Raw genomic sequence first — 20,405 nt, 5'->3', positions numbered from 1 at the left:
CGGCCGGTCGGACAAGGTCCGGCCGGCGCATATCTAGCGCGAACCGCGCGCTGCGTCAGGCCCCGATTCACTAGATCCGCAGCACGTCCCAAAGATGACGAGGCCCGTCCCGGCAGGGTGGGCCTGCTCAGCCGATGGCTCCAAGAGCCATCTCCTGCCGACCGGATGATGGCATCCGAACGGAACAGGGTCACGACCAAAGGTCAGCTGCAGACCTGGTTGAGACGGTTGGTGGCGGCGGTGACGCCCGAGAGCGAGAACCGGTAAACCGTGTCGGTGCCCCGCGAGGAGGTCCCGGAGATGCTCATGGCACGACCGGCGCGCATGGCCTCCAGAAGGCTGGCCTCCTGGGCCGGGTTCTCCATCCAGGCCCCGTCGCCCTTGGTGAACATGGTGAACTTCTGCCCGTCCACATCGACCGAGACGCTGGAATTTTCCTGGAACGTGTAGCCGACCAGGACGCTGGTCTCGCCCTTCACGCCTTCGGAGGGACGGTTGCTCACGAACAGGAACACGTCGCCGTGGTCACGGTTGGCCGGCTGCATGTCCTTCGGCTTCGACAGCGCGTAGCAGATTTTCCCGTTCTGGCCGTCATAGGTATAGACTTCCCAATCGGAATACTGCTGCAGCAGCGTCGGTTTCGAAGATTGGGCCATCGCAGCCCCGGTCGCCAGGAACGACACACAAGCGGCGAGAATCGCGATACGCTTCAGCATAGCCCACCCATAGGATGTTGATTTGAATTCGCCGGATCGCCGGGACGGTAGTCCGACCAAGGTTCACGAAGGGTATATAATCGAAACGCGGGCCGTCGTCGCGGCGCCGGCCCATAGCGACCCGATCCAATTCCGTCTATGATTACCGGAACGTGAGGACGCTGGCCGGAGAATTGGGGCGAGAGTGTGACTTTTTCGCCGCCGGAGATCCAGACTGCGCCCCTTCCCATCCACACCGTTCCAGCTTCTTCTGACCCCCTTCAAAGCCCTCTGACCGCCCGCCCAACGGACAAGTAAGCACAGCGCAACCGTGGCAGACGACGATCCCTACGCCGATCTGGTCGAAGCAGTGGCCACCGCGCGAGACCGCGCCGCCTTCGTTTCCCTCTATGATCATTTCGCGCCCCGCATCAATGCGTTTCTCCTGCGCCTGGGCACCGACAACGGGACGGCGGAAGAGCTCACCCAGGAGGTGATGGTCACCCTGTGGCGGAAGGCCGCGCTGTTCGATCGCAGCAAGTCGTCGACGGCCACGTGGCTGTTCCGCATCGCCCGCAACCGGCGCATCGACGTGAAGCGCCGCGACAGGTCCGACCGTCTCGATCCGGAGGAGCCGACCCTCCAGCCGGCCGGCTCGGAGCCGCCGGACGACGCGCTGGCGGCGCGCGAGCGGGAGCATCTCGTCCGCGAGGCGATCGAATCGCTGCCGGCCGAACAGATCGAGCTCGTGCAGCTCTCCTTCTTCAAGGGCCTGTCCCATTCCGAGATCGCCGAGGCCACCGGCCTGCCCCTGGGCACCGTGAAGTCGCGGCTGAGACTGGCATTCGGCCGGCTGAGGCGGGTGCTGGACGACCCCGGCACCGATCCCTCGGCCTGACCGTCCTTCCATGACCGCTTCACGAGGAGACCGCCCATGCGTGCGATTCTGAGCCGGGAGCCCGGACCGCCGTCCAGCCTGATGCTCGACGAGATCGACGCCCCCGAACCCGGTCCGGGCGAGGTCGCCGTTGCGGTCGAAGTGGCCGCGCTCAACTTCTTCGACACGCTGATCATTGCCGACCGCTATCAGTTCAAGCCCGACCGGCCGTTCTCGCCGGGCGCGGAGATGGCCGGCCGGGTCACCGCGCTCGGATCCGACGTGACCGGACTGGCCGTTGGCGACAGGGTGATCGGCTATCTCGGCTGGGGGTGCTGCCGCGAAGTCGTGACCGTCGAGGCCGCCGATCTGGTGACCATTCCCGACGGCGTCGCCAGCGAGGCCGCGGCCGGGCTGATCGTCACATACGGCACCACCCTCTATGCCCTGCGCAGCCGCGGCGATCTGCAGGCCGGCGAAACGCTCGCCGTGCTCGGAGCCTCCGGTGGAACCGGCCAGGCGGCGGTCGAGATCGGAAAGCTGCTCGGCGCCCGGGTGATCGCCGGCGCGTCGTCACCCGACAAGGTGGCCTTCGCCCGGTCGCTCGGCGCCGACGAGGGGATCGATTACGGGTCGGAAAGCCTGAAGGAGCGGCTGAAGGCGCTGACCGGAGGCCGGGGTGTCGATGTCGTCTACGATCCGGTGGGCGGGGAACTTGCCGAGGAGGCCGTCCGGGCAACGGCGTGGCTCGGCCGGTTTCTTGTGATCGGCTTCGCCTCGGGAGAGATCCCGAAGCTGCCGCTCAATCTCGCGCTTCTGAAAAGCTGCGACATCCGTGGCGTGTTCTGGGGGGCGGCCATCAAGCGCGATCCCGCCGCGCACCGGGCAGACGTCGCCCAGCTTCTGGCATGGGTGCAGGACGGCAGCCTGAAGCCGCACATCGACACGGTCTATCCGCTGGAGGAAACCTCCACCGCCCTCGACCGGCTGGCGGCGCGCGACGTGAAGGGAAAGCTGCTGATCCGGCCCTAGAGCGTGTCCCTGTCGATCAAGTGGTGCCACCTGATCGGCGCAAGCTCAGTTCGGCCGGATCGCCGCTGAGGCGGACCTGGCCTCGCTGCCGCTTGTCGGGTCAGCCCGCGACGGGCTCACGGCCAAGGGCACGACGGGCCTCGCGGCGATGCTCGTCCTTGATGTGCGTCGAGGCGAGCGCGATGGCGCCGACCAGGACCGAGATGTCGTCAGCGAAGCCGATTCCGAGAAGGATGTCGGGGACGGCGTCGGTCGGAAGGACGAAGTAGCCAAGCGCACCGAAGAGCGTGGCCCGCACCCGCAGCGGGGTCTGCGGATCGAGGGCGCAGTAATAAGCCGCGACCACGTCCTCCACGAACGGAATCTGCCCGACCGCCCGCTTCAGCGTGCGCCAGAACCGGCTGCGCACCACCTCTTCCTGCGCGAATTCATGCTCCGGAGCCAAGATTTCCGGCTCCACCTGCCTTCGTCCCCGACCGAACATCCGCATTCCTTCCGTTGCAAAGCTCTCGTATATCCAGCGCCAATTTCACCTAAGCGCCGAAAATCCGATCCATCTTTTTCGCCATCTCGATATCGAGATCAGTCACGCCGCCGGCATCGTGGGTCGACAGAGTGACGGTTACTGTTTTATACACGTTGAACCACTCTGGATGATGATCCAATTTTTCCGCGACAAGAGCGATACGGGTCATCCACCCGAACGCTTCCTGAAAGTTGCGGAACTCGAACGTTCGCGTGACGGCGTCGCGGTCGGCGACCACGGACCATCCGGGCATGTCCTTGAGCGCGGCATCGCGCGCCTCAGTCGTCAGTCGGTCGGCCATGGCTGTCTCCCTTGTTCGCAATCTCAACATGGGGTTGCCGGAGCCGGGCGTCGAGATCCGACGGTCTGCCGGCTCAAGAGGCGACCCGCCTTGCCGACAACGTTCGAGGGGCCGTCGCAGTTCGCGGCTAAGACCTTTTCCACCGGACGGCCACGGCTCGTTCCCGGTGAGACCAGACCGGGAGACCCCATGACAAACCCCACAGGCCCATCGATCCTCGTCGTGTGCCTTGGAAACATCTGCCGCTCGCCCATGGCGGCCGGCATTCTCAAGCAGCTCGTGGCGACGGACCCCCAGGCGGGCCGGATCGAGTCCGCCGGGGTCGGGCCCTGGCACATCGGAAAACCGCCGGATGCCCGCGCCATCGCCACCGCAGCGCGCCGCGACATCGACCTGACCGGCGAACGCGCCCGCATGATCACCGAGGACGACTATCGCTCGTTCGATCTGATCCTTGCCATGGACCGCAGTGTGCTCGCCGACATCCACCAGCGCGGACCGCAGGACGGGACGGCGGAGATCCGCCTGTTCCGGGAAGCGGCCGAAGGCGAGGACAAGGACGTGGCCGATCCGTTCTTCGGGGAAGACGACGGCTTCGAGGTCTGCTTCGACGAAATCGAGGCGGCGGCGCGCCAGCTCATCCGGCGGCTGCGCGAACCCGATTCGGAGGGGGCGGTCTCCTAGAGCGCGTCCCCCTCAGGCGCAATTGGTCCGAGCGGAGAAGCTCCTACCGGGCGCGGACTTCGGCCAGAACCCGGTCGACGAAGGCGTCGGCCGCGCCGAGATGCTGACGCGGATCGCCGAGAGCTTTCCAGTCGATCGGCGCATCGCACAGGCCGCGCAGGGCCTCGACGAGATCGCCGCCGCTCATGGCGGCCTTCTTGACCAGGTCCTGGGCCTGCTCCCGGCTCATGTGCTCGGCGAGCGCGAAGCTCGCCGCCTCCGCCAGCGCCCCGCCGCCGGCCCGGTCGGCCATTGCCGCCTGCTCCACCACGAGCCCCGCCAGCAGCGCCTCCGCGTGGGCGAGCGCACCGGCTGTTGCAGTCACCATCGAGGGAAGCGTCGCCCATTCGAGCGACCAGGCGGCGCCGTCGCGCTCCTCCGCATGGATGCCCGACTGGGCGAATGTGCCCAGCGTGCCCGCGGTGTAGCGGGCGAGCGCCACCAGCAGCTCGGCCGACACGGGATTGGCCTTCTGCGGCATGGTGGAGGACCCGCCGCCCGACCCGGGTCGCAGCTCGACGATCTCGTTGCGGGCCAGCAGCGCCACATCGGTGCCGATCTTGCCGAGGCTCGCCGTCAGGCTGGCAAGCCAGGCGGCCAGCTCCATCAGGCCATCGCGGCCAGTGTGCCAGGGCAGCGGGCCCGCCTTCAGGCCGAGTTCGACGGCAAGCGCCTCCATCACCCGGACACCGTCCGCCCCGAGCGCGGAGAGATTTCCGCCGGCGCCACCGAACTGGACCACCAGAAGCCGCCCTTGCAGTTCATGAAGCTGCGCACGGCGCCGCAACAGCGGCGCGAGCCAGGTCGCCGCCTTCAGCCCGAACGTGGTCGGCACCGCAATCTGGGTGCGGGTGCGCGCCGCCATCACCGTCGCCCGATGCCGGTCCGCGAGATCCGCAAGACGCGCGATGACTTTGTCCAGCCGGGCTCCGAGCAGCCCGGTTGCGCGCTCCAGCCGGATGACCAGCGCGGTGTCGGCGATGTCCTGGCTGGTCGCCCCCCAGTGCACGTACTGCGCCGCCTCCCCGCCGGCGATCTTCCGCAGTTGCTTGACGAGACCGGGCACCACGACCCCGGCCGATCTGGCCCCGTCCGCCAGGCTCGCCGGATCGATCTCCGCCCCCGCAAGCGCCCGATCGATCTCCGCGCCCGCGGCTTCCGGGATCACCCCGAGCCGGGCCTGTGCGCGCGCCAGTGCCCGCTCCACCTCGATCAGGGCGTCCAGTTCGCTGGCATCGGAAAACACCGCCGCCACGTCGCCGTCGGTGAACAGCGGTCCGTAGACGGCCGAATCGAACGGGAGCACTGCCATTGTCGTTACCTCTTTCGAACACTGAGCCGCGTCGGCCGCGGCACCGGACATAAACCGGCAAACGCCGGCGTCAAAGACCTCAGCCGGTCCCTGTCCAACGCCGTCTGCGGCGATTATGGTCCGCCGCGGCTTCCGTTTCGATCCACCGTGGAGGCTTGGCGCCGGCTTCTCCCGGCCCGGCGCCGGCTTCCGTCCCAAGGAGTTTTCCCATGGCACAGGCATCCATGACCCGCACGGCATCCACACCTGGCGAGGATTTTGGCCTCAAGGACGGCTCGCTCTTCCGGACCCAGGCGTTCGTCGCCGGGCAGTGGATCGATGCCGACAGCGGCGCGACCATCGACGTGACCGATCCCGCCACCGGAGCCGTCCTGGGAACGGTGCCGGACTGCGGCGCGGCGGAAACCAAACGCGCCATCGAGGCGGCGAACGCGGCCTGGCCGGCCTGGCGCGCGAAACCCGCCAAGGAGCGCGCCCAGATCCTGCGGCGCCTGTTCGAGCTGATGATGGAGAACCAGGAGGACCTCGCCCGCCTGATGACCGCCGAGCAGGGCAAGCCGCTCACCGAATCGCGCGGCGAGATCGTCTATGCGGCGAGCTTCTTCGAGTGGTTCTCCGAGGAGGCCAAGCGCGTCTACGGCGAGACCATTCCCGCACCCGCCGGCGACCGCCGGATCCTCGTTCTGAAACAGCCGATCGGGGTCAGCGCCGCCATCACGCCGTGGAATTTCCCGGCCGCCATGATCACCCGCAAGCTCGCCCCGGCGCTCGCCGCCGGCTGCCCGATGGTCATCAAGCCCTCGGAGCTGACGCCGTATTCCGCCTTCGCGCTGTGCGTGCTGGCGGAACGCGCCGGCCTGCCCGAAGGCCTTCTGTCCGTGATCACCGGCGACGCCAAGGCGATCGGCGGCGAGATGACCGCCAACCCGATCGTGCGCAAGCTCTCCTTCACCGGCTCCACCGCCGTCGGCAAGCTCCTGATGAAGCAGTCGGCCGATACCGTGAAGAAGCTCTCCCTCGAGCTCGGCGGCAACGCCCCGTTCCTCGTTTTCGACGATGCCGACCTGGACGCGGCGGTCGAGGGCGCGATGGCGTCCAAATACCGCAATGCCGGCCAGACCTGCGTCTGCGCGAACCGGATCTTCGTCCAGTCCGGTGTCTACGACGAATTCGCCGAGCGGCTCGCGGCGAAGTCCAAAGAGATGAAGGTCGGCAACGGCTTCGAGGACGGCGTCGTGCAGGGGCCGCTCATCAACGAAAGCGCGATGGAAAAGGTCGAGCGCCTCATCGCGGACGCGGTCGACAAGGGCGCGCGGATCGTCACCGGCGGCGGCCGCCACGAGCTTGGCCGGACCTTCTTCCAGCCGACCGTGTTGGCCGACGTGACACCCGAAATGGCCGTCATGCGCGAGGAGACGTTCGGCCCGATGGCGCCGCTCTTCCGCTTCGAGACCGAGGAAGACGGCATCCGGCTCGCCAACGCGACGGAGTTCGGCCTGGCGTCCTATTTCTACAGCCGCGACATCGGCCGGATCATGCGGGTCGGCGAAGGTCTGGAGTACGGCATCGTCGGCGCCAACACGGGCCTCATCTCCACCGAGGTCGCGCCGTTCGGCGGCGTGAAGGAAAGCGGCCTCGGCCGCGAAGGCTCGCACCACGGCATCGAGGAATATGTCGAGCTGAAATATCTGGCCCTGGCCGGCCTCAACGGCTGACCGGTAAAGTCGGCACCGGACGCGCCGTCATCCGTCCAGCGACGGGGGCGGCGCGTCCTGGAACTTCGCAACCGTTTCGGCGGTACGGGCACGCAGGACTTCGGAATCGCAGGCCAATACCGTGAACTGGGCGCCGAGCGCGCGCCATTTCGCCCCGACGCTCTCGTCGATGGAAAAGGCCCCGGCGGCGCAGCCCGCCTTGCGCGCGCCGGCCAGAATTTCGCCGACCGCCTGGGTGTGCCGGTCGTCGATCTTGGGAAAAAGTCCGAGCGACAGCGCCAGATCGCCGGTGCCCACGAACACGAGGTCCACCCCTTCCACGGCCGCGATCTCGGCGACCGCATCCTTGCCGGCCGCCGTCTCGATCATGACGGCGACGAACGGCGGGTCCTTCTGCAGGGATGCGAACGTGGCCGGAAAGTCCAGCAGCGGACGCACTCCGCCCGCTGACCGGATTCCGTCCGGCGGATAGCGCGTGGCAGCCACGACGGCCCGAGCCGTTTCCGCACTTTCCACGAGCGGCACGATGACGCCGGCCGCCCCCGCTTCCAGCGCGGCGGCGATATCCTCCGGCCGGTCCGACAGCGTGCGCACCAGCGGAATGGTCTTCCCCGCGACACCTGCCATCGCCGCCTCGAGCCCGGTCCGCGTCCACAGGCCGTGCTGGAGATCGAACACCGCCACGTCCGGGCCGGGGTGAGCCATCGCCTCCGCCGCCGCCGGCGAGCCGAGGCACAGCCAGACCGCGCCGATGGCCTCGCCGGAGCTGAGCCGTGCCCGGAGCTGAGCGGAGGCCGAAGTTGCGCGCTTTCGTGTCGCCATCAGGTCACCTGGGTGCAATCGCCGGCCGGACCGGCCGGATCTGTGGGTGGTCGGGAGTGGAGTGAAGCCTCGCGGCGGCGCCGGGTGCGCGCGGCAGCGGCTCCGGTCAGCGGATGCCTTGTGGCGAAGGCCCCGCGCCCTGTACCGTATACAGAATACTTTTTTGTCGATGGGCAGCAAGAGGTGGACGGCATGGCGGTTTGCGAGCAGGCGGATTCGGGCGCGGCATCGGAACGGACGCCCGACGGTTCCCCGCCGGATCCGGCCGCGCTCATCGCCCGGCTTGCGGAGGCGATCGGGCCGGACCGGATCAGCGACGATCCGGACCTCCGCACCCGCCATGCCACCGACTGGAGCGGCGTCCCGGCGGCGGCTCCTCTGGCGGTCGTCCGGCCGCGAACGACCGAGGAAGTTTCCGCCGTCCTGCAGATCTGTTCCGCCGCGGGCCAGCCGGTCGCGGTTCAGGGAGGACGCACCGGCTTGTGCGGCGGGGCCGCCACGGGCGACGGCGAGATCGCCCTCTCTCTCGACCGCATGACAGGCCTGTCGACGGTCGACAGGAGGGCCGGAACCCTGACCGTCGAGGCCGGTGTGACCCTTGCCGCCGTGCAGGAAGCCGCCGAGGAGAGCGGTCTTTTCTATGCCGTGGACATCGGCGCGCGCGGCACCGCCCAGATCGGCGGCACCATCGCCACCAACGCCGGCGGCATTCGCGTTCTGCGCTACGGGATGACCCGGGAGCAGGTGCTGGGGCTGGAGGTCGTTCTGGCCGACGGGACCGTGCTGTCCGACATGAGCGGGATGCAGAAGAACAACACCGGCATCGATCTGAAGCAGCTCTTCATCGGCAGCGAAGGTTCCCTCGGCATCGTGACCCGGGCCGTCCTCAGGCTCCATCCCCGTCCCGGCGCCACCGCGACCGCCTGGGTCACCATGGACGACGAGACGCTTCTGCCAGATCTGCTGGCCTCGGCGCGGGCGGCGCTCGGTCCGGCACTCGGCGCGTTCGAGCCCATGTGGCGGGACTATCTGGAGACCGTCAGCACCCGCATGTCCGGCTTCAGTCTGCCGCTGGACCCCGCGCCGGTGGCCGTCATCGTCGAGTGTTTCGGCCCGGACGAAGCAGCGGCCCGGGAGGCCCTGGAAGGCTTTCTCGCCGACAGGATGGAGGCCGGTCGGGTAACCGACGCCGTGATCGCCTCGTCCGTCGATCAGGAGCGCCGCATCTGGGCCGTTCGCGACGAGGTGCCGGCCGCCTATCCGACCGCTTTCAAGGCCATCATTCCCTTCGACGTATCGATCCCGATCGGCCGGATGAACGCGGCGGTCGGCGAGATGCGCTCTGAGTTGACCACGGCGCTCCCGGATGCGGACCTCCTGTTCTACGGCCACCTCGGCGATTCCAATCTGCACGTGGTCGTCGGCCTGCACGAGGCACTGACCACCGAAGCCAAGCACCGGGCGGAGGCGATCGTCTACGACCGGGTGCGCGCGCTGGGAGGATCGGTTTCCGCCGAACACGGCATCGGACGCTCGAAGCGCCGATGGCTGGCTCACACCCGCTCCGCTGCCGAGATCGAGACGATGCGGCGGCTCAAGGCCGCCCTCGATCCGGCCGGCATCCTCAATCCGGGGCGGAGCTTCGCCGCGTGACGACACCATCCCGCCCCGTCAGCGCTTGAGGGTGACCCCGGCCGCCTCGCGGTCCCAGGTGGTCTCGGACCGGCCGCGCTCCCGAAGCTTGAACTTCTGGATCTTGCCGCTCTCCGTTCGCGGCAGTTCCTGGACGAACTCGACGAAGCGCGGCACGGCGAAATAGGACATCTTGCCCTCGCAGAAGCGGACGATCTCCTCCTCGCTCGCCTGGGCTCCCTCCTTGAGCACGAGAGCCGCCATCACCTCGTCCTCGGCCAGCTCGGAGCGCACCGGAAAGACGGCGGCGAGCGAGACGGCCGGATGGCTGGTGAGCACCTGCTCCACCTCGTAGGAGGAGATGTTCTCGCCCCGGCGCCGGATCGCGTCCTTCATGCGGTCGATGAAGCGATAGAAGCCGTCCGGCGACCGTTCCACCCGGTCGCCGGTGTGGAGCCAGAGATTGCGCCAGGTCTCCACGGTCTTTTCCGGCATGGCGAAATAGCCGTCGGCGAAGGCGAACGGCTCGTCGGCCCTGAGCACGAGTTCGCCCGGCGTTCCGTCCGGGACCTCGTTGTCCTGCTCGTCGACGACCCGTGCCTGAACCCCGTCGATGACGCACCCCATCCAGCCCGGCCTGCGCCGCTCCGGTGTGGAGGCGATCACGGCGTTGGTTTCCGTCGTGCCGAAGCCGTCGAGCAGGAGGACGCCGGTCCGCTCCGTGAACGGCGCGTGATAGTTCTCCGGCACGCCCGGCGCCAGCGCGACCCGCACGGTGTGGCTGCCTTCGGCCGGGGTCGGATCCCGCGACAGGAGCATCGGCACCATGGCGCCGAGAAGATAGGTGACCGTCGCGCCGGACCGGTTCAGCGCCGGCCAGAAATCGGTGACGGAAAAGCGCCGCTCCACCACCTGGGTCGCGCCGTGCAGTAGGGCCTGGAACGAGCAGTTGAGCGCGTTGGTGTGAAACAGCGGCAGCGGTGTGTGCAGCACGTCGCCCTCGCGCACGCCCAGCTGCCGGCCGGTATAGACCGCCCACCAGAAGAACTGGGCATGGGGGCAGCACACCCCTTTCGAGAGCCCCGTCGTGCCGGACGTGTAGAGGATCGTCAGGAGATCGCCGGGCGCACTCTCGCCGGCCGGGACCTCTCCCGTCGCCTCCGGCAGGCGTTCCAGAACGGTGTCCGCCGGAGCCTCTGCAAGATCGCCGTCGCCGAACACCCAGATCCGTTCGACCGGCAGGTCGGAAAAGTCCGCCGTTTCCAGCGTCGAGACGAACTGGTCCTGGATCACCAGGATCTTGGCGCCGCTGTTGGACAGCATGTGGTGGAACTGGAAGCCGCGCGAGGCCGTGTTGATCGGTACCGAGACCGCGCCGAGCCAGGCCAGGCCGAAGAAGACGCGCACGAACTCCGGATCGTTACCGCAGACCATCGCCACCCGGTCGCCCTTCGCCACGCCGGCGGAGGCAAACAGCGCAGCGTAGCGCTTCGCGTCGCGCAGCAGCTCGGCGAAGCTGATCGTGGTGTCGTCGCAGCGGAAATAGGCCGCGTCGCCATAGCGTTCGGCCTGGCGAAGAAGCATCTGCGGCACGGTGCGCGTTTCCGGCGGAAACGCGACCACGGGTCCGGACGGCGCTTGAGAGGTCGGCATGGCAGGGATCACTCGCTTGTCGTCGAAGGGATAGGCCGGGGCCGGCACATGGCGGGTGGGCGGGCCGGAGCGGAGCCGCCCCGGCAGTCGTCTGCCGGACGGCCTACGCGACCTGATCGTCGTGCAGAAGAGCCCGGAAGCGGCCGTCCGCATAGACCAGCGGCGAGACCCGCTCCTGCCACAGCTCGATCGCCCGCACAGTGCCGACGAAGATCGTGTGGCTGTCCACGTCCATCATGTCCCGCACGACACAGTCGAAGCTGGCAAGGGCGCCGACCAGCGCCGGCGCGCCGGTGGCAAGCGTCGTCCAGTCGCGATCCTCGAAACGCAGGTGCCGATCGGTCGGAACGCTGAAGCGCCGGGCGAGCGCATCGTCCGTGCTGGTCAGGAGATTGACGCAGAAGCAGCCTGCGTCGCGGATCACCGAGTGGCTCGTGGCGGTGCGGTTGACGCACACCAGAAGCGCCGGCGCATCGGCGGAGACCGAACACACCGAGGTGGCCGCCATCCCGTGCCGCTCCCCATCCAGGACCGTCGTCACGATGGAGACGCCGCCCGCCAGCCGGCGCATGCCGAGCCGGAACAGATCCGGATCCGCCGGGGTCATGGGATCGGCATCGGAGTTGGTCACGCTGCACCTTTCGATCCGCAAGGAGCGCCGCTCGCTTGACCGGCGGCACGTCGGCGCCGACTCCGCTTGACGAAGAGCGGCGACCGGATATGATCGATTTCAGTATACTGTCGACGGTCGGCAACGCAATAGCGGGCACCCCATCATGAGCGCCTCCGCCTTCGCCGAACTCAAGCGCGCCCCGGCCCTCGCCGATCAGATCTACGACGGCGTGCTCCAGAGCCTGCGCGCGGGCAACTATGCGCCGGGTGAGCGGATCGTCGAATCCGCCCTCGCCCAGGAACTGTCGGTGTCGCGCTCCCCCGTCCGCGAAGCCCTCTCCCGCCTGACCGCCGACGGTCTTCTGGAAAGCCAGGGGACCGGCTTTCGGGTCGCAGCGCCCACGGCGGCGGACATGGCGGAAATCTTCGACATGCGGCGGCTTCTGGAGCCCGTCGCGGCGCGCCGGGTCGCCCGCGACGCCGACACGGGTCTGATGCGCGCGCTCGCGGACCGACTTTCGCGCACCCAGGCCGCGCACGAGGTCGGAGATTTCCCGGAATTCCTGGATGCCAACTACGACTTTCGCGCAGTCTGGGTCGCGCGCGTGCCCAATCGCCGGCTCGGCGCCGCGATCCTGAAGTTCGACGACCAGGCCGGCTTCGTCCGCCGCAAGACCCTCGTCCGGCCGGAGGCCCAGCAGGAGGTGCTGGAGCTGCTCGGCCGGTGCGTCGAGGCGTTCCGGACCAACGACGAGGACGCGGCGGCGGCCGCCGCCGAAGGCATCATCGACGGGGCGGAGCGGCATTACCGCGCCGCGGCCGACGCCACCGACTGACATCCACCGCAAGGGGCAGGAACCACGATGTCCACCAACCCGATGAACGGCCCGAACAAGTTCAAGCTGGGCGTGTTCTCCATGAACGCCGACGGCGGCCTCGCCCTCACCAAGGTGCCGGAGCGCTGGAAGGCGGAATGGCCGGACATCGTGGCGGCGGCCCGGATCGCCGACCGGGCCGGGCTGGAGTTCATCCTGCCGATCGCCCGCTGGAAGGGGTTCGGGGGCGAACTGAACAGCCGCGAATGGAGCTTCGAGACCTTCACCTTCGCAGCCGGGCTCGCCGGCGTGACCGAGAAGATCGCCCTGTTCTCCACCGTCCACGTGCCGATGGTGCATCCGGTGTTCGCGGCCAAGGCGCTGACCACCGTGGACCACGCCTCCGGCGGCCGGGCCGGCTTCAACATCGTGTGCGGCTGGAACCCGGAAGAGTTCGGCATGTTCGGCCTGCCGATGATCGAGAACCGCTACGACCAGGGCCTGGAGTGGTTCGAGATCATCCAGAAGATCTTCACCGAGGACGAGCCGTTCGACTATGACGGCCAGTTCTACAAGCTGACCGGCGTCTCCGGAAAACCGCGGCCGATCCAGTCCCCGCGCCCGGTCACGCTGAACGCGGCGTTCTCCCCGCCTGGCCGGGAATTCGCCGCCAAGGCCGCCGACTTCCTGTTCACGACCTTCATGGAGTTCGACGACGCCAGGAAGAACATCGCCGACATGAGGGAGCGCAGCGCGGCCACGGGCCGGGACGTCGGCGTGTTCACCACCTGCCCCGTGGTGTGCCGTCCGACCCAGGCCGAGGCCGAGGACTATTTCGAGCACTACGCCGTGACCATGGCCGACACGGAAAGCGTCGACCACTACATGGCCCAGAAGCAGAAATTCTCCGGCTCCCACGACCCGGAGGCCTACCGGCTGCATCGCAAGCGCTTCGCCGGCGGCGCGGGCGGTTATCCGCTGCTGGGCACGCCGGAGCACATCGTCTCGGAGATCGTGAAGATGCACGAGGCGGGCTTCGCCGGCATGGCCATGTCGTTCGTCAACTACAAGGACGAGCTGCCCTATTTCGTGGAGACCGTGCTGCCGCTCCTGCGCGAGGCCGGCCTGCGGGAATAGCGAGGCCGGCCGCAACGGCTGAAGGCGGCGGCCCCGTCGCCTCACCCGGCGATCTCCAGCACGATCTTGCCCCGGGCGTGGCCGGTCTCGTTCAGGGACTGGGCCGCGGCGAACTCGGCGAAGGGAAACACCCGGTCGATCGCCTGGGTGATCCGACCGGCCGCGACCTCCGCCACCAGGGTCGCCAGCGCGTCCGGTTCCGGGCGGATCACCGGCCGCACCAAACTCACGCCCCGTTCCGCGCTCCGGTCCTGAAACGGCGCCGCGTTGAGGCAGACGATCCGCCCGCCGGGCTTGAGCACGTCGTAGCTGCGGGCGTGGACATCGCCGCCCATCGTGTCGAAGACCAGATCGAAGCCGCTCAGGCGGTCTTCGAACGCCTCCTCGTCATAGGCGACGACCTCGTCCGCCCCCAGGCTCGTCACGAAGTCGGCGTTGCGGGCCGAACAGGTCGCCGCCACGTGTGCCCCACGCTGGCGCATGAGCTGGACGGCCAGCGACCCGATGCCGCCGGCGCCGGCATGGATCAGGACCCGCATGCCGCGCTCCACCGGCGCGGCGACCATGAGCGGGATCCAGGCGCTGAGCCCGGCGAGCGGAAGGGCCGCGGCATCGATGTCGGACAGGGTGTCGGGGATCGGTACGGCCAGGTCCGCCGGCAGCACGACGGTCTCCGCCCAGGTTCCGACACCCTGGGGCGCCAGAAAGCACACGCGCCGGCCGACCAGATCGTTCGCGACCCCCTCGCCCGCCGCCGCGACGACGCCGGCCCCGTCGCGCCCGGTGACGAACGGAAACGGGATCGCGAACACGTCCTTCAGGAGCCCCTTGCGGAGCTTCCAGTCGATCGGGTTGACGCTGGCGGCCTTGACGTCGATCCGGACCTCTCCCGGCCCCGGCTCGGGCACTGGAACGCGGTCGGCCGACAGCACATCGACGGGGCCGTAGTCGGCGAAGCGGATCGCGGTCATGTCACCCATGAGCGGCCACCTCCGCGGTTCCGGCCCCCGCCTCCGTCGCATCGGCGAACGGTGTCCACGGCGCCGTCGGGTCGTCCGGCGGAACGGCGGCCAGAAGCATCTTCGTGTAGGGATGGCTCGGTGCGTCGAAGACCTCGCCGGTCCGGCCGGCCTCGACCACCTCGCCCCGGTACATGACCAGCACCCGGTCGCAGAGATAGCGAACCACGGATAGGTCGTGGGAAATCAGGATCATGGAGAAGCCACGCTCGCGCCGGAGCTGCAGGAGGAGATTGAGGAGCTGCGCCTGCACCGACACGTCGAGGCCGGAGACGATCTCGTCGGCGACCAGGATGTTCGGCGCCACGCAGAGCGCCCGGGCGATGTTGACCCGCTGCTTCTGACCGCCCGACAGCTGGGTCGGGTACCGGGTGGCGGCCTCCGGCGGAAGCCCGATCTCCGACAGCAGCGTTTCCGCCCGTGCCAGACGCGCGGACCAGTCCCGCTCGCCGGCCGCCTCCATCGCCTGGGTGACGATGCTGCCGACCTTGCGCCGCGGGTTGAGCGCCGACTGGGGATCCTGGAAGACCATCTGCACGTGGGCGCGCTGATGGGCCTTCGCGGCGGTCGACCCGTCGCCGACCTCCCTGCCGGCGACGACCAGCGATCCGGCGGACGGCGCCTCAAGCCCGCACAGCATCCGCGCGACGGTGCTCTTGCCGCTGCCGCTCTCGCCGACGATGCCCACGAACTCGTTCTGATGCAGCTCGAAGCTGATCTCCTTGACCGCGTCCACGGCTGTCTTGCGAAACAGGCCGCGGCTGACGGTAAAGGTCTTGGACAGGCCGGTCGCGGTGAGAAGCGGCGTGCCGAGATCCGGCGCCTCGGCGGTGGCCGGAGGCGGCGGGGCGATCCCGGCGGTGCTCTCGCTGCGGATGCAGGCCACGGTGCGGTTGCCGCCGACGGAGACGAAGGGTGGCAGACCGTCCTGGCAGGCCTCGACCACGTTCGGACAGCGGGAGGCGAAGGGACAGCCGGTCAGCTCGTTGAGGACGCTCAGCCCGGGCATCCGCTCCGGAAGGGTATAGAGGCCACGGCGCGGGCCGCTCATGGCCGGATTGGAAAGCTGCAGGCAGCGCGTATAGGGATGACCCGGCGCGGAAAACACGTCCGTGGCGGGCCCGTACTCCACCGGCCGGCCGGCATAGAGGACCATGATGTCGTCACAGATCTGGGCGGCGAGCTGCAGGTCGTGGGTGATGAACACCACGGCGGTGCCGTCCCGGTCCTTCATCTCCCGGATCAGGTTGACGACCCGCGCCTGGATGGTGACGTCGAGGGCGGTGGTCGGCTCGTCGGCGACCAGCAGCTTCGGGCCGCTGGCGAACGCCATTGCGATCAGCACGCGCTGGCACATGCCGCCTGAGAGCTGGTGAGGATATTTGTGCAGGAGCTCGGCGGGCGTCGTCAGGTGGACGGCGTCCAGCATGGCGATCGCGCGATCGCGCCGGGCGCGGGCGCTGCCGCCGGCGATCCGTTTCAGGTGCTCGTCGAACTGCTGTCCGATGGTGAGCACCGGGTTGAGGCCCGACAGGGGCTCCTGGGGAATGAACGCGATCTCTCGGCCGAGCAGGGCGCGGCGGGCATGTCCCGGCATGCGCACCAGATCCTGGCCATCGAACATCAGCTCGCCGCCGGCGATGCCGAAGCGGGGCGGTAGAAGCTTGGCGATGGTGCGGCCGATCATCGACTTGCCGGCCCCGGATTCCCCCACCAGCCCGAGCACGCGGCCGGGGGGCAGCGAGAAATCGAGCTCGCGGATGACAGGCACGGTCCCGATCGGCAGATCCGCGCTGACGGCGACGTTGCGGGCGACCAACATATCCATCGGCTCAGACCCGCTGCGTCACGGCGACACGCACATCCAGGGTGCGGCGCAGACCGTCGCCGAGCATGTTGAACCCGAACACGGCGATGAAGATGGCGAGGACCGGGAAGAACAGGCCCCAGGGCGAATCGTAGATGTACTGCCGGGCATCGGCGATCATCTGCCCCCAGGCCGGCGTCTCTGCGCCCACGCTCATTCCCACGAACGACAGGATCGCCTCGACGATGACGGCGATGCCCATCTCCAGGCTCATCAGCGTGATCAGCAGCGGCAGGCTGGCCGGGATGATCTCGCGGGTGATCGTGCGCCAGTGGGAAAAGCCGACGAGGCGGGCGGCGGAGACGTAGTCGCGGCGCGCCGTCACCATGACTTCCGCCCTGAGCACCCGGCAGAACCGGGTCCAGTCGACGAGGATGATGGCCAGGATCACGTTGCGCAGCCCGACCCCGAGGCCGACCATGAGGATGAGGGACAGGATCACCGGGGGAAACGACATCCAGACGTCCACCGCCCGGCTGATCACCGCGTCGACGCGCCCGCCGAAATAGCCGGCGATGTAGGCCAGCACGGCCCCGAGCAGCATGGCGCCCACGGACGCGACCACGGCCACGGTCATGGCCACGCGGGCCCCGTAGATGAGTTGGGACAGCACGTCGCGGCCGAGGCTGTCGGTGCCGAGCAGGTGCGCCGGATCTCCGCCCGGCGCCCAGGCCGGCGGCAGGAACATGGCAAGAAGGTCCTGCTGGTTGGGATCGTAGGGGGCCAGCACCGGCGCGAAGATGGCGCACAGGAAGATCAGGGAAACCACGACCAGTCCCGTGAGCACCCGGCCCGATCGCATCCAGGGAGGCAGCATGGCCATGGTCAGCGGGTCCTCAGCTTGGGGTTGAGGACGAGATAGAGGCTGTCCACCACCGTGTTGATGACGAGGACCATCACGCAGTAGGCGAGACCGACCGCCTGGATGATCGGCAGGTCGGCATTGCGCACCGCATCGACCATCAGGTTGCCCAGGCCGGGATAGGAGAAGATCACCTCCACCAGCAGCGTGCCGCCGAACAGGAAGCCGAACTGGACCCCCATCAGACTCAATGTCGGCAGGATCGCGTTCTTCAGCGCGTGGCGCACCAGAATCCGCCCCTCCGACAGACCGCGCAGGCGTGCGAGATGGATGTAGTCCTCCTGATAGGTGTCGATCAGGCTGGACCGGAGCACGCGCATGATGGGCGGCGCGAAGCCGATCCCCAGCGCGAAGCTCGGCAGGATCAGATGCTCCAGCGCGCTCCGGAAGATGTCGAGGCGGCCGGCGACGAGGGAATCGATCAGCAGAAAGCCGCTGCCGCCGGGATCGCTGAATTCGGAATCGAGCCGACCGGTGAACGGCAGCCAGTTCAGTTCCGCGCCGAACAGGAAAATGAAGAAGAGCGCCCAGAGAAACTCAGGCAGCGACAGAAGCATGATCGAGCCGACGTCCGCCGGCGCCTCGGCGTAGCTTCCGCGGACATGGAACAGGAGCAGGCCGCCGGCGATGCCGAGCACGGTCGCGATGATCATGGCCAGAACGGCGAGTTCGATGGTCGCCGGCAGGGTTTCCGCGATCAGACCGAGCACATCCCGGCGAAACAGGATCGAGATGCCGAAATCGCCGCGCAGGGCGTCGCCGAGCCAGATCACGTACTGATGGGGCAGCGGCAGATGCAGCCCCATTTCCCGCCGCTTCTCCTCGATCTCGGCGAGGGTCGCCGTGGGCGGCAGCGACATCGCGGCCGGATCGACCGGCAACAGCCGCAGCACGCAGAACAGCAGGATCGACACGATCAGCAGGATCAGCACCGACAGAGCCAGGCGGCGGCCGATCAGAGGAAGAATGGTCGCAATCATCGCGGAAACCCGCCACCGCAGCGGCCTTCGCCGGTCTTGGACCCAGGCGAAACGCAGCCGCTGCGATGGTTACGAGACACAGGGAAGCTCAGACGGCGGACCTCAGGTCCATTTCATGGTGTTGGCGAGCACCCAGCCGTTCTGGAACTTCTCGTAGCTCAGGCCCTTCTTGTGCACGAGGGTCTGCACGGTCTGCAGGATCGGGATCGTGGCGCCCATTTCCACCGCGCGGACCTCGAAGTCCCGGTAGCCCTGAATCCGCTTCTCGTAGTCCGTCTCGGCGAACAGCCCGTCGAGCGTCTCGCCGAACTCCGCCAACTTGAAGGCCGAGAACGGCATGTTCGGATTCAGCAGATAGCCCGCGTAGATCTCCGGATCGCCGGTCGCATTGTCCCAGGAGTAGAGCATCGCATCGGGCAGGGTGCCGCTGCGGACCAGTTCGAAATACTTCGTGTACTCCACGGTCTGCAGTTCGGCATCGATCCCGACCTGGCTCCACATCTGCTGGATCGCGCGGGCCATGTCGTAGTCGCTGGGAAAGTGCCCGTTGGTGGTCCCGAACGTGATCTTCGCCGGATTGTCCGGTCCGTAGCCGGATTCGGCCAGCAATTCCTTGGCCTTCTCCGGATCGTAGGGGAACTCGAAGCCTTCGACGTATCCGGGCGAGCCCGGAGTGGCCGGCACCGGCACGGGCACCGCCTTGCCGCCATAGAACGCCTTGGACAGGGCCTCCTTGTTGATGGCGTGGTGCGCCGCAAGGCGGACGTTCTGGTCCGTGAAGCCCTGGTCGGCCCGGCACTGCAGCAGGATCAGGCGGGCGATCGGATTGATCTCGCCGACGAGGTTCGGATCGCTCTCGTAGCGCTCGACCTCGCGCACCGGCACGTTGATGGTCAGGTCGACCTGTCCGGATTTGACCGCCGCGCCGCGGGCCGACGGATCCTTGATGATCTCGAAGATGACCCGCTTGATCGCCGGCTTGGGGCCCCAGAAGCCGTCATAGCGCTCCATGACGGCCCGCGAGTTGAGCTGATAGTCGACCAGCCTGTAGGGGCCGGTTCCGATCGGCTTCTCGGCGAAGGCCTTTTCGCCGACCTCGGTGATGTACCCTTTCGGGACGACGTAGCTGCCCAGGAAGGTGAGCCATTGCGGCACCGTCGTCGCCGGTTTGGCGAACTTCATCGTCGCCTTGGTCGGCGACTCGATCTCGATGTCGGTGAGGTTCCGCCAGGAATTCTTGATGTCGAGCGGCAGATCGGAATTCTTCCGCTCCACGAAGGAGAACCGGAAATCCTCCGTGGTCATCTTGTCGCCGTTCTGGAACGTGACGTCGTCGCGGATCTCGAAGGCGAAGCTCATGCCGTCGTCCGCCATCTCCCATTTGGTGATCAGATTGGGAGCGAGGCTGAGGTCCGGGTTCTGGGTGAGCGGCTGACTGAACACCTGCTTGTACAGCGGCTGAGCATCCGGTGCGAACCGGAGGTTCGGGTCCCAGCTCGGGACGTCGTTGGGCCAGCCGATGGTGACGGAGTCCCCATCCGCCGCCAGTACCTTGAGGCTGCCGCCCATGACGCCGGCGCTGGCCGCGCCGATACCCAGCATCTGCAACAGCGTGCGACGTTGAATCTCGTATGCCATGTGAATCCCTCTGCTGGTGATCTTGTTCTTTTTGATCGCTGCGCCGGTCTTCGCCGGTCGTCAGATCCGCCCAACCGTCACCAGGCGGCCGGTTACCCGCGGCCACATGGCTCCTGACCCGGGCGGGACGCGCGAACGCCCCGCCACAGGGGAAGGCCGCGAAAGTCCGCTGCGGCCAACTCCGATA

At 68.0% G+C, this 20,405-nt stretch carries 19 protein-coding genes; 7 read left to right on the top strand and 12 right to left on the bottom strand.

The window, feature by feature from the left end:
* Positions 1 to 203: 203 nt before the first annotated feature.
* Positions 204 to 716, bottom strand: coding sequence for an invasion associated locus B family protein (locus tag J2S73_RS01535; protein ID WP_306883661.1), 513 nt, complete (start codon positions 714 to 716; stop codon positions 204 to 206).
* A 310-nt stretch (positions 717 to 1,026) separates the two neighbouring features.
* On the opposite strand from J2S73_RS01535, the gene J2S73_RS01530 reads away from it, so the two are divergent.
* The gene (locus tag J2S73_RS01530) at positions 1,027 to 1,593 is read left to right on the top strand and encodes a sigma-70 family RNA polymerase sigma factor (RefSeq protein ID WP_306883660.1); all 567 of its coding nucleotides are present in this window, start codon (positions 1,027 to 1,029) and stop codon (positions 1,591 to 1,593) included.
* Between the two features lie 36 nt (positions 1,594 to 1,629).
* Positions 1,630 to 2,604, top strand: coding sequence for an NADPH:quinone oxidoreductase family protein (locus tag J2S73_RS01525; protein ID WP_306883659.1), 975 nt, complete (start codon positions 1,630 to 1,632; stop codon positions 2,602 to 2,604).
* Positions 2,605 to 2,704: 100 nt separating this feature from the next.
* On the opposite strand, the gene J2S73_RS01520 is transcribed toward J2S73_RS01525, so the two are convergent.
* Both J2S73_RS01520 and J2S73_RS01515 read right to left on the bottom strand, forming a co-directional pair.
* Positions 2,705 to 3,088 (bottom strand): YkvA family protein, encoded by a 384-nt coding sequence (locus tag J2S73_RS01520; RefSeq protein ID WP_370874373.1) that lies wholly within the window; start codon positions 3,086 to 3,088, stop codon positions 2,705 to 2,707.
* A gap of 49 nt (positions 3,089 to 3,137) precedes the next feature.
* Complete coding sequence (locus J2S73_RS01515; protein WP_306883657.1) at positions 3,138 to 3,431, bottom strand: 4a-hydroxytetrahydrobiopterin dehydratase; 294 nt, start codon at positions 3,429 to 3,431, stop codon at positions 3,138 to 3,140.
* Positions 3,432 to 3,620: 189 nt separating this feature from the next.
* Between J2S73_RS01515 and J2S73_RS01510 the strand changes: the two genes are divergently transcribed.
* Positions 3,621 to 4,115, top strand: a complete 495-nt coding sequence (locus tag J2S73_RS01510) for a low molecular weight protein-tyrosine-phosphatase (RefSeq protein ID WP_306883656.1) — start codon at positions 3,621 to 3,623, stop codon at positions 4,113 to 4,115.
* A 43-nt stretch (positions 4,116 to 4,158) separates the two neighbouring features.
* On the opposite strand, the gene pcaB is transcribed toward J2S73_RS01510, so the two are convergent.
* Positions 4,159 to 5,466: a 3-carboxy-cis,cis-muconate cycloisomerase gene (gene pcaB / locus J2S73_RS01505; RefSeq protein ID WP_306883655.1), complete on the bottom strand. Its 1,308-nt coding sequence runs from the start codon at positions 5,464 to 5,466 to the stop codon at positions 4,159 to 4,161.
* Positions 5,467 to 5,675: 209 nt separating this feature from the next.
* Here pcaB and J2S73_RS01500 point away from each other — a divergent pair, with 209 nt between their 5' ends.
* On the top strand, positions 5,676 to 7,181 hold the full coding sequence (locus J2S73_RS01500; RefSeq protein WP_306883654.1) for an NAD-dependent succinate-semialdehyde dehydrogenase: 1,506 nt from the start codon (positions 5,676 to 5,678) through the stop codon (positions 7,179 to 7,181).
* Between the two features lie 27 nt (positions 7,182 to 7,208).
* Here the strand turns inward: J2S73_RS01500 and J2S73_RS01495 are convergent, their stop codons facing one another.
* The gene (locus J2S73_RS01495; RefSeq protein ID WP_306883653.1) at positions 7,209 to 8,003 is read right to left on the bottom strand and encodes an HpcH/HpaI aldolase family protein; all 795 of its coding nucleotides are present in this window, start codon (positions 8,001 to 8,003) and stop codon (positions 7,209 to 7,211) included.
* A 192-nt stretch (positions 8,004 to 8,195) separates the two neighbouring features.
* On the opposite strand from J2S73_RS01495, the gene J2S73_RS01490 reads away from it, so the two are divergent.
* Positions 8,196 to 9,656 (top strand): FAD-binding oxidoreductase, encoded by a 1,461-nt coding sequence (locus J2S73_RS01490; RefSeq protein WP_306883652.1) that lies wholly within the window; start codon positions 8,196 to 8,198, stop codon positions 9,654 to 9,656.
* Between the two features lie 18 nt (positions 9,657 to 9,674).
* On the opposite strand, the gene J2S73_RS01485 is transcribed toward J2S73_RS01490, so the two are convergent.
* Together J2S73_RS01485 and J2S73_RS01480 are read right to left on the bottom strand one after the other, a co-directional pair.
* Complete coding sequence (locus tag J2S73_RS01485) at positions 9,675 to 11,288, bottom strand: ATP-dependent acyl-CoA ligase (protein ID WP_306883651.1); 1,614 nt, start codon at positions 11,286 to 11,288, stop codon at positions 9,675 to 9,677.
* Positions 11,289 to 11,391: 103 nt separating this feature from the next.
* Positions 11,392 to 11,919, bottom strand: coding sequence for a flavin reductase family protein (locus J2S73_RS01480; RefSeq protein WP_306883650.1), 528 nt, complete (start codon positions 11,917 to 11,919; stop codon positions 11,392 to 11,394).
* Between the two features lie 145 nt (positions 11,920 to 12,064).
* Here J2S73_RS01480 and J2S73_RS01475 point away from each other — a divergent pair, with 145 nt between their 5' ends.
* Both J2S73_RS01475 and J2S73_RS01470 read left to right on the top strand, forming a co-directional pair.
* The gene (locus J2S73_RS01475; protein ID WP_306883649.1) at positions 12,065 to 12,736 is read left to right on the top strand and encodes a GntR family transcriptional regulator; all 672 of its coding nucleotides are present in this window, start codon (positions 12,065 to 12,067) and stop codon (positions 12,734 to 12,736) included.
* Between the two features lie 27 nt (positions 12,737 to 12,763).
* Positions 12,764 to 13,852 (top strand): LLM class flavin-dependent oxidoreductase, encoded by a 1,089-nt coding sequence (locus tag J2S73_RS01470; RefSeq protein WP_306883648.1) that lies wholly within the window; start codon positions 12,764 to 12,766, stop codon positions 13,850 to 13,852.
* A gap of 41 nt (positions 13,853 to 13,893) precedes the next feature.
* On the opposite strand, the gene J2S73_RS01465 is transcribed toward J2S73_RS01470, so the two are convergent.
* From J2S73_RS01465 to J2S73_RS01445, 5 genes are all read right to left on the bottom strand, one after another.
* Positions 13,894 to 14,832, bottom strand: coding sequence for an NADP-dependent oxidoreductase (locus J2S73_RS01465; protein ID WP_306883647.1), 939 nt, complete (start codon positions 14,830 to 14,832; stop codon positions 13,894 to 13,896).
* On the bottom strand, positions 14,825 to 16,699 hold the full coding sequence (locus J2S73_RS01460; RefSeq protein ID WP_306883646.1) for a dipeptide ABC transporter ATP-binding protein: 1,875 nt from the start codon (positions 16,697 to 16,699) through the stop codon (positions 14,825 to 14,827). The genes J2S73_RS01465 and J2S73_RS01460 overlap by 8 nt, the downstream gene beginning before the upstream one ends.
* A gap of 4 nt (positions 16,700 to 16,703) precedes the next feature.
* Positions 16,704 to 17,561, bottom strand: coding sequence for an ABC transporter permease (locus J2S73_RS01455; protein WP_306883645.1), 858 nt, complete (start codon positions 17,559 to 17,561; stop codon positions 16,704 to 16,706).
* A gap of 2 nt (positions 17,562 to 17,563) precedes the next feature.
* A complete protein-coding gene (locus J2S73_RS01450) occupies positions 17,564 to 18,580 on the bottom strand; it encodes an ABC transporter permease (protein WP_306883644.1) in 1,017 nt (338 codons plus the stop codon).
* A 102-nt stretch (positions 18,581 to 18,682) separates the two neighbouring features.
* Positions 18,683 to 20,218 (bottom strand): ABC transporter substrate-binding protein, encoded by a 1,536-nt coding sequence (locus tag J2S73_RS01445; RefSeq protein WP_306883643.1) that lies wholly within the window; start codon positions 20,216 to 20,218, stop codon positions 18,683 to 18,685.
* Between the last annotated feature and the right edge of the window lie 187 nt (positions 20,219 to 20,405).

This window comes from Amorphus orientalis (assembly GCF_030814015.1).
GTDB classification, from domain to species: domain Bacteria; phylum Pseudomonadota; class Alphaproteobacteria; order Rhizobiales; family Amorphaceae; genus Amorphus; species Amorphus orientalis.
This window is presented reverse-complemented; position numbering and strand designations above follow the sequence as displayed.

What these genes read in the sequence shown, in the direction of transcription:
- J2S73_RS01450 (WP_306883644.1), bottom strand. Translation starts at nt 18,580, where the DNA reads ATGATTGCGACCATTCTTCCTCTGATCGGCCGCCGCCTGGCTCTGTCG.
- J2S73_RS01445 (WP_306883643.1), bottom strand. Translation starts at nt 20,218, where the DNA reads ATGGCATACGAGATTCAACGTCGCACGCTGTTGCAGATGCTGGGTATC.
- J2S73_RS01520 (WP_370874373.1), bottom strand. Translation starts at nt 3,088, where the DNA reads ATGTTCGGTCGGGGACGAAGGCAGGTGGAGCCGGAAATCTTGGCTCCG.
- J2S73_RS01470 (WP_306883648.1), top strand. Translation starts at nt 12,764, where the DNA reads ATGTCCACCAACCCGATGAACGGCCCGAACAAGTTCAAGCTGGGCGTG.
- J2S73_RS01485 (WP_306883651.1), bottom strand. Translation starts at nt 11,288, where the DNA reads ATGCCGACCTCTCAAGCGCCGTCCGGACCCGTGGTCGCGTTTCCGCCG.
- J2S73_RS01535 (WP_306883661.1), bottom strand. Translation starts at nt 716, where the DNA reads ATGCTGAAGCGTATCGCGATTCTCGCCGCTTGTGTGTCGTTCCTGGCG.
- J2S73_RS01490 (WP_306883652.1), top strand. Translation starts at nt 8,196, where the DNA reads ATGGCGGTTTGCGAGCAGGCGGATTCGGGCGCGGCATCGGAACGGACG.
- J2S73_RS01525 (WP_306883659.1), top strand. Translation starts at nt 1,630, where the DNA reads ATGCGTGCGATTCTGAGCCGGGAGCCCGGACCGCCGTCCAGCCTGATG.
- J2S73_RS01515 (WP_306883657.1), bottom strand. Translation starts at nt 3,431, where the DNA reads ATGGCCGACCGACTGACGACTGAGGCGCGCGATGCCGCGCTCAAGGAC.
- J2S73_RS01455 (WP_306883645.1), bottom strand. Translation starts at nt 17,561, where the DNA reads ATGGCCATGCTGCCTCCCTGGATGCGATCGGGCCGGGTGCTCACGGGA.
- pcaB (WP_306883655.1), bottom strand. Translation starts at nt 5,466, where the DNA reads ATGGCAGTGCTCCCGTTCGATTCGGCCGTCTACGGACCGCTGTTCACC.
- J2S73_RS01500 (WP_306883654.1), top strand. Translation starts at nt 5,676, where the DNA reads ATGGCACAGGCATCCATGACCCGCACGGCATCCACACCTGGCGAGGAT.
- J2S73_RS01460 (WP_306883646.1), bottom strand. Translation starts at nt 16,699, where the DNA reads ATGGATATGTTGGTCGCCCGCAACGTCGCCGTCAGCGCGGATCTGCCG.
- J2S73_RS01465 (WP_306883647.1), bottom strand. Translation starts at nt 14,832, where the DNA reads ATGGGTGACATGACCGCGATCCGCTTCGCCGACTACGGCCCCGTCGAT.
- J2S73_RS01510 (WP_306883656.1), top strand. Translation starts at nt 3,621, where the DNA reads ATGACAAACCCCACAGGCCCATCGATCCTCGTCGTGTGCCTTGGAAAC.
- J2S73_RS01495 (WP_306883653.1), bottom strand. Translation starts at nt 8,003, where the DNA reads ATGGCGACACGAAAGCGCGCAACTTCGGCCTCCGCTCAGCTCCGGGCA.
- J2S73_RS01475 (WP_306883649.1), top strand. Translation starts at nt 12,065, where the DNA reads ATGAGCGCCTCCGCCTTCGCCGAACTCAAGCGCGCCCCGGCCCTCGCC.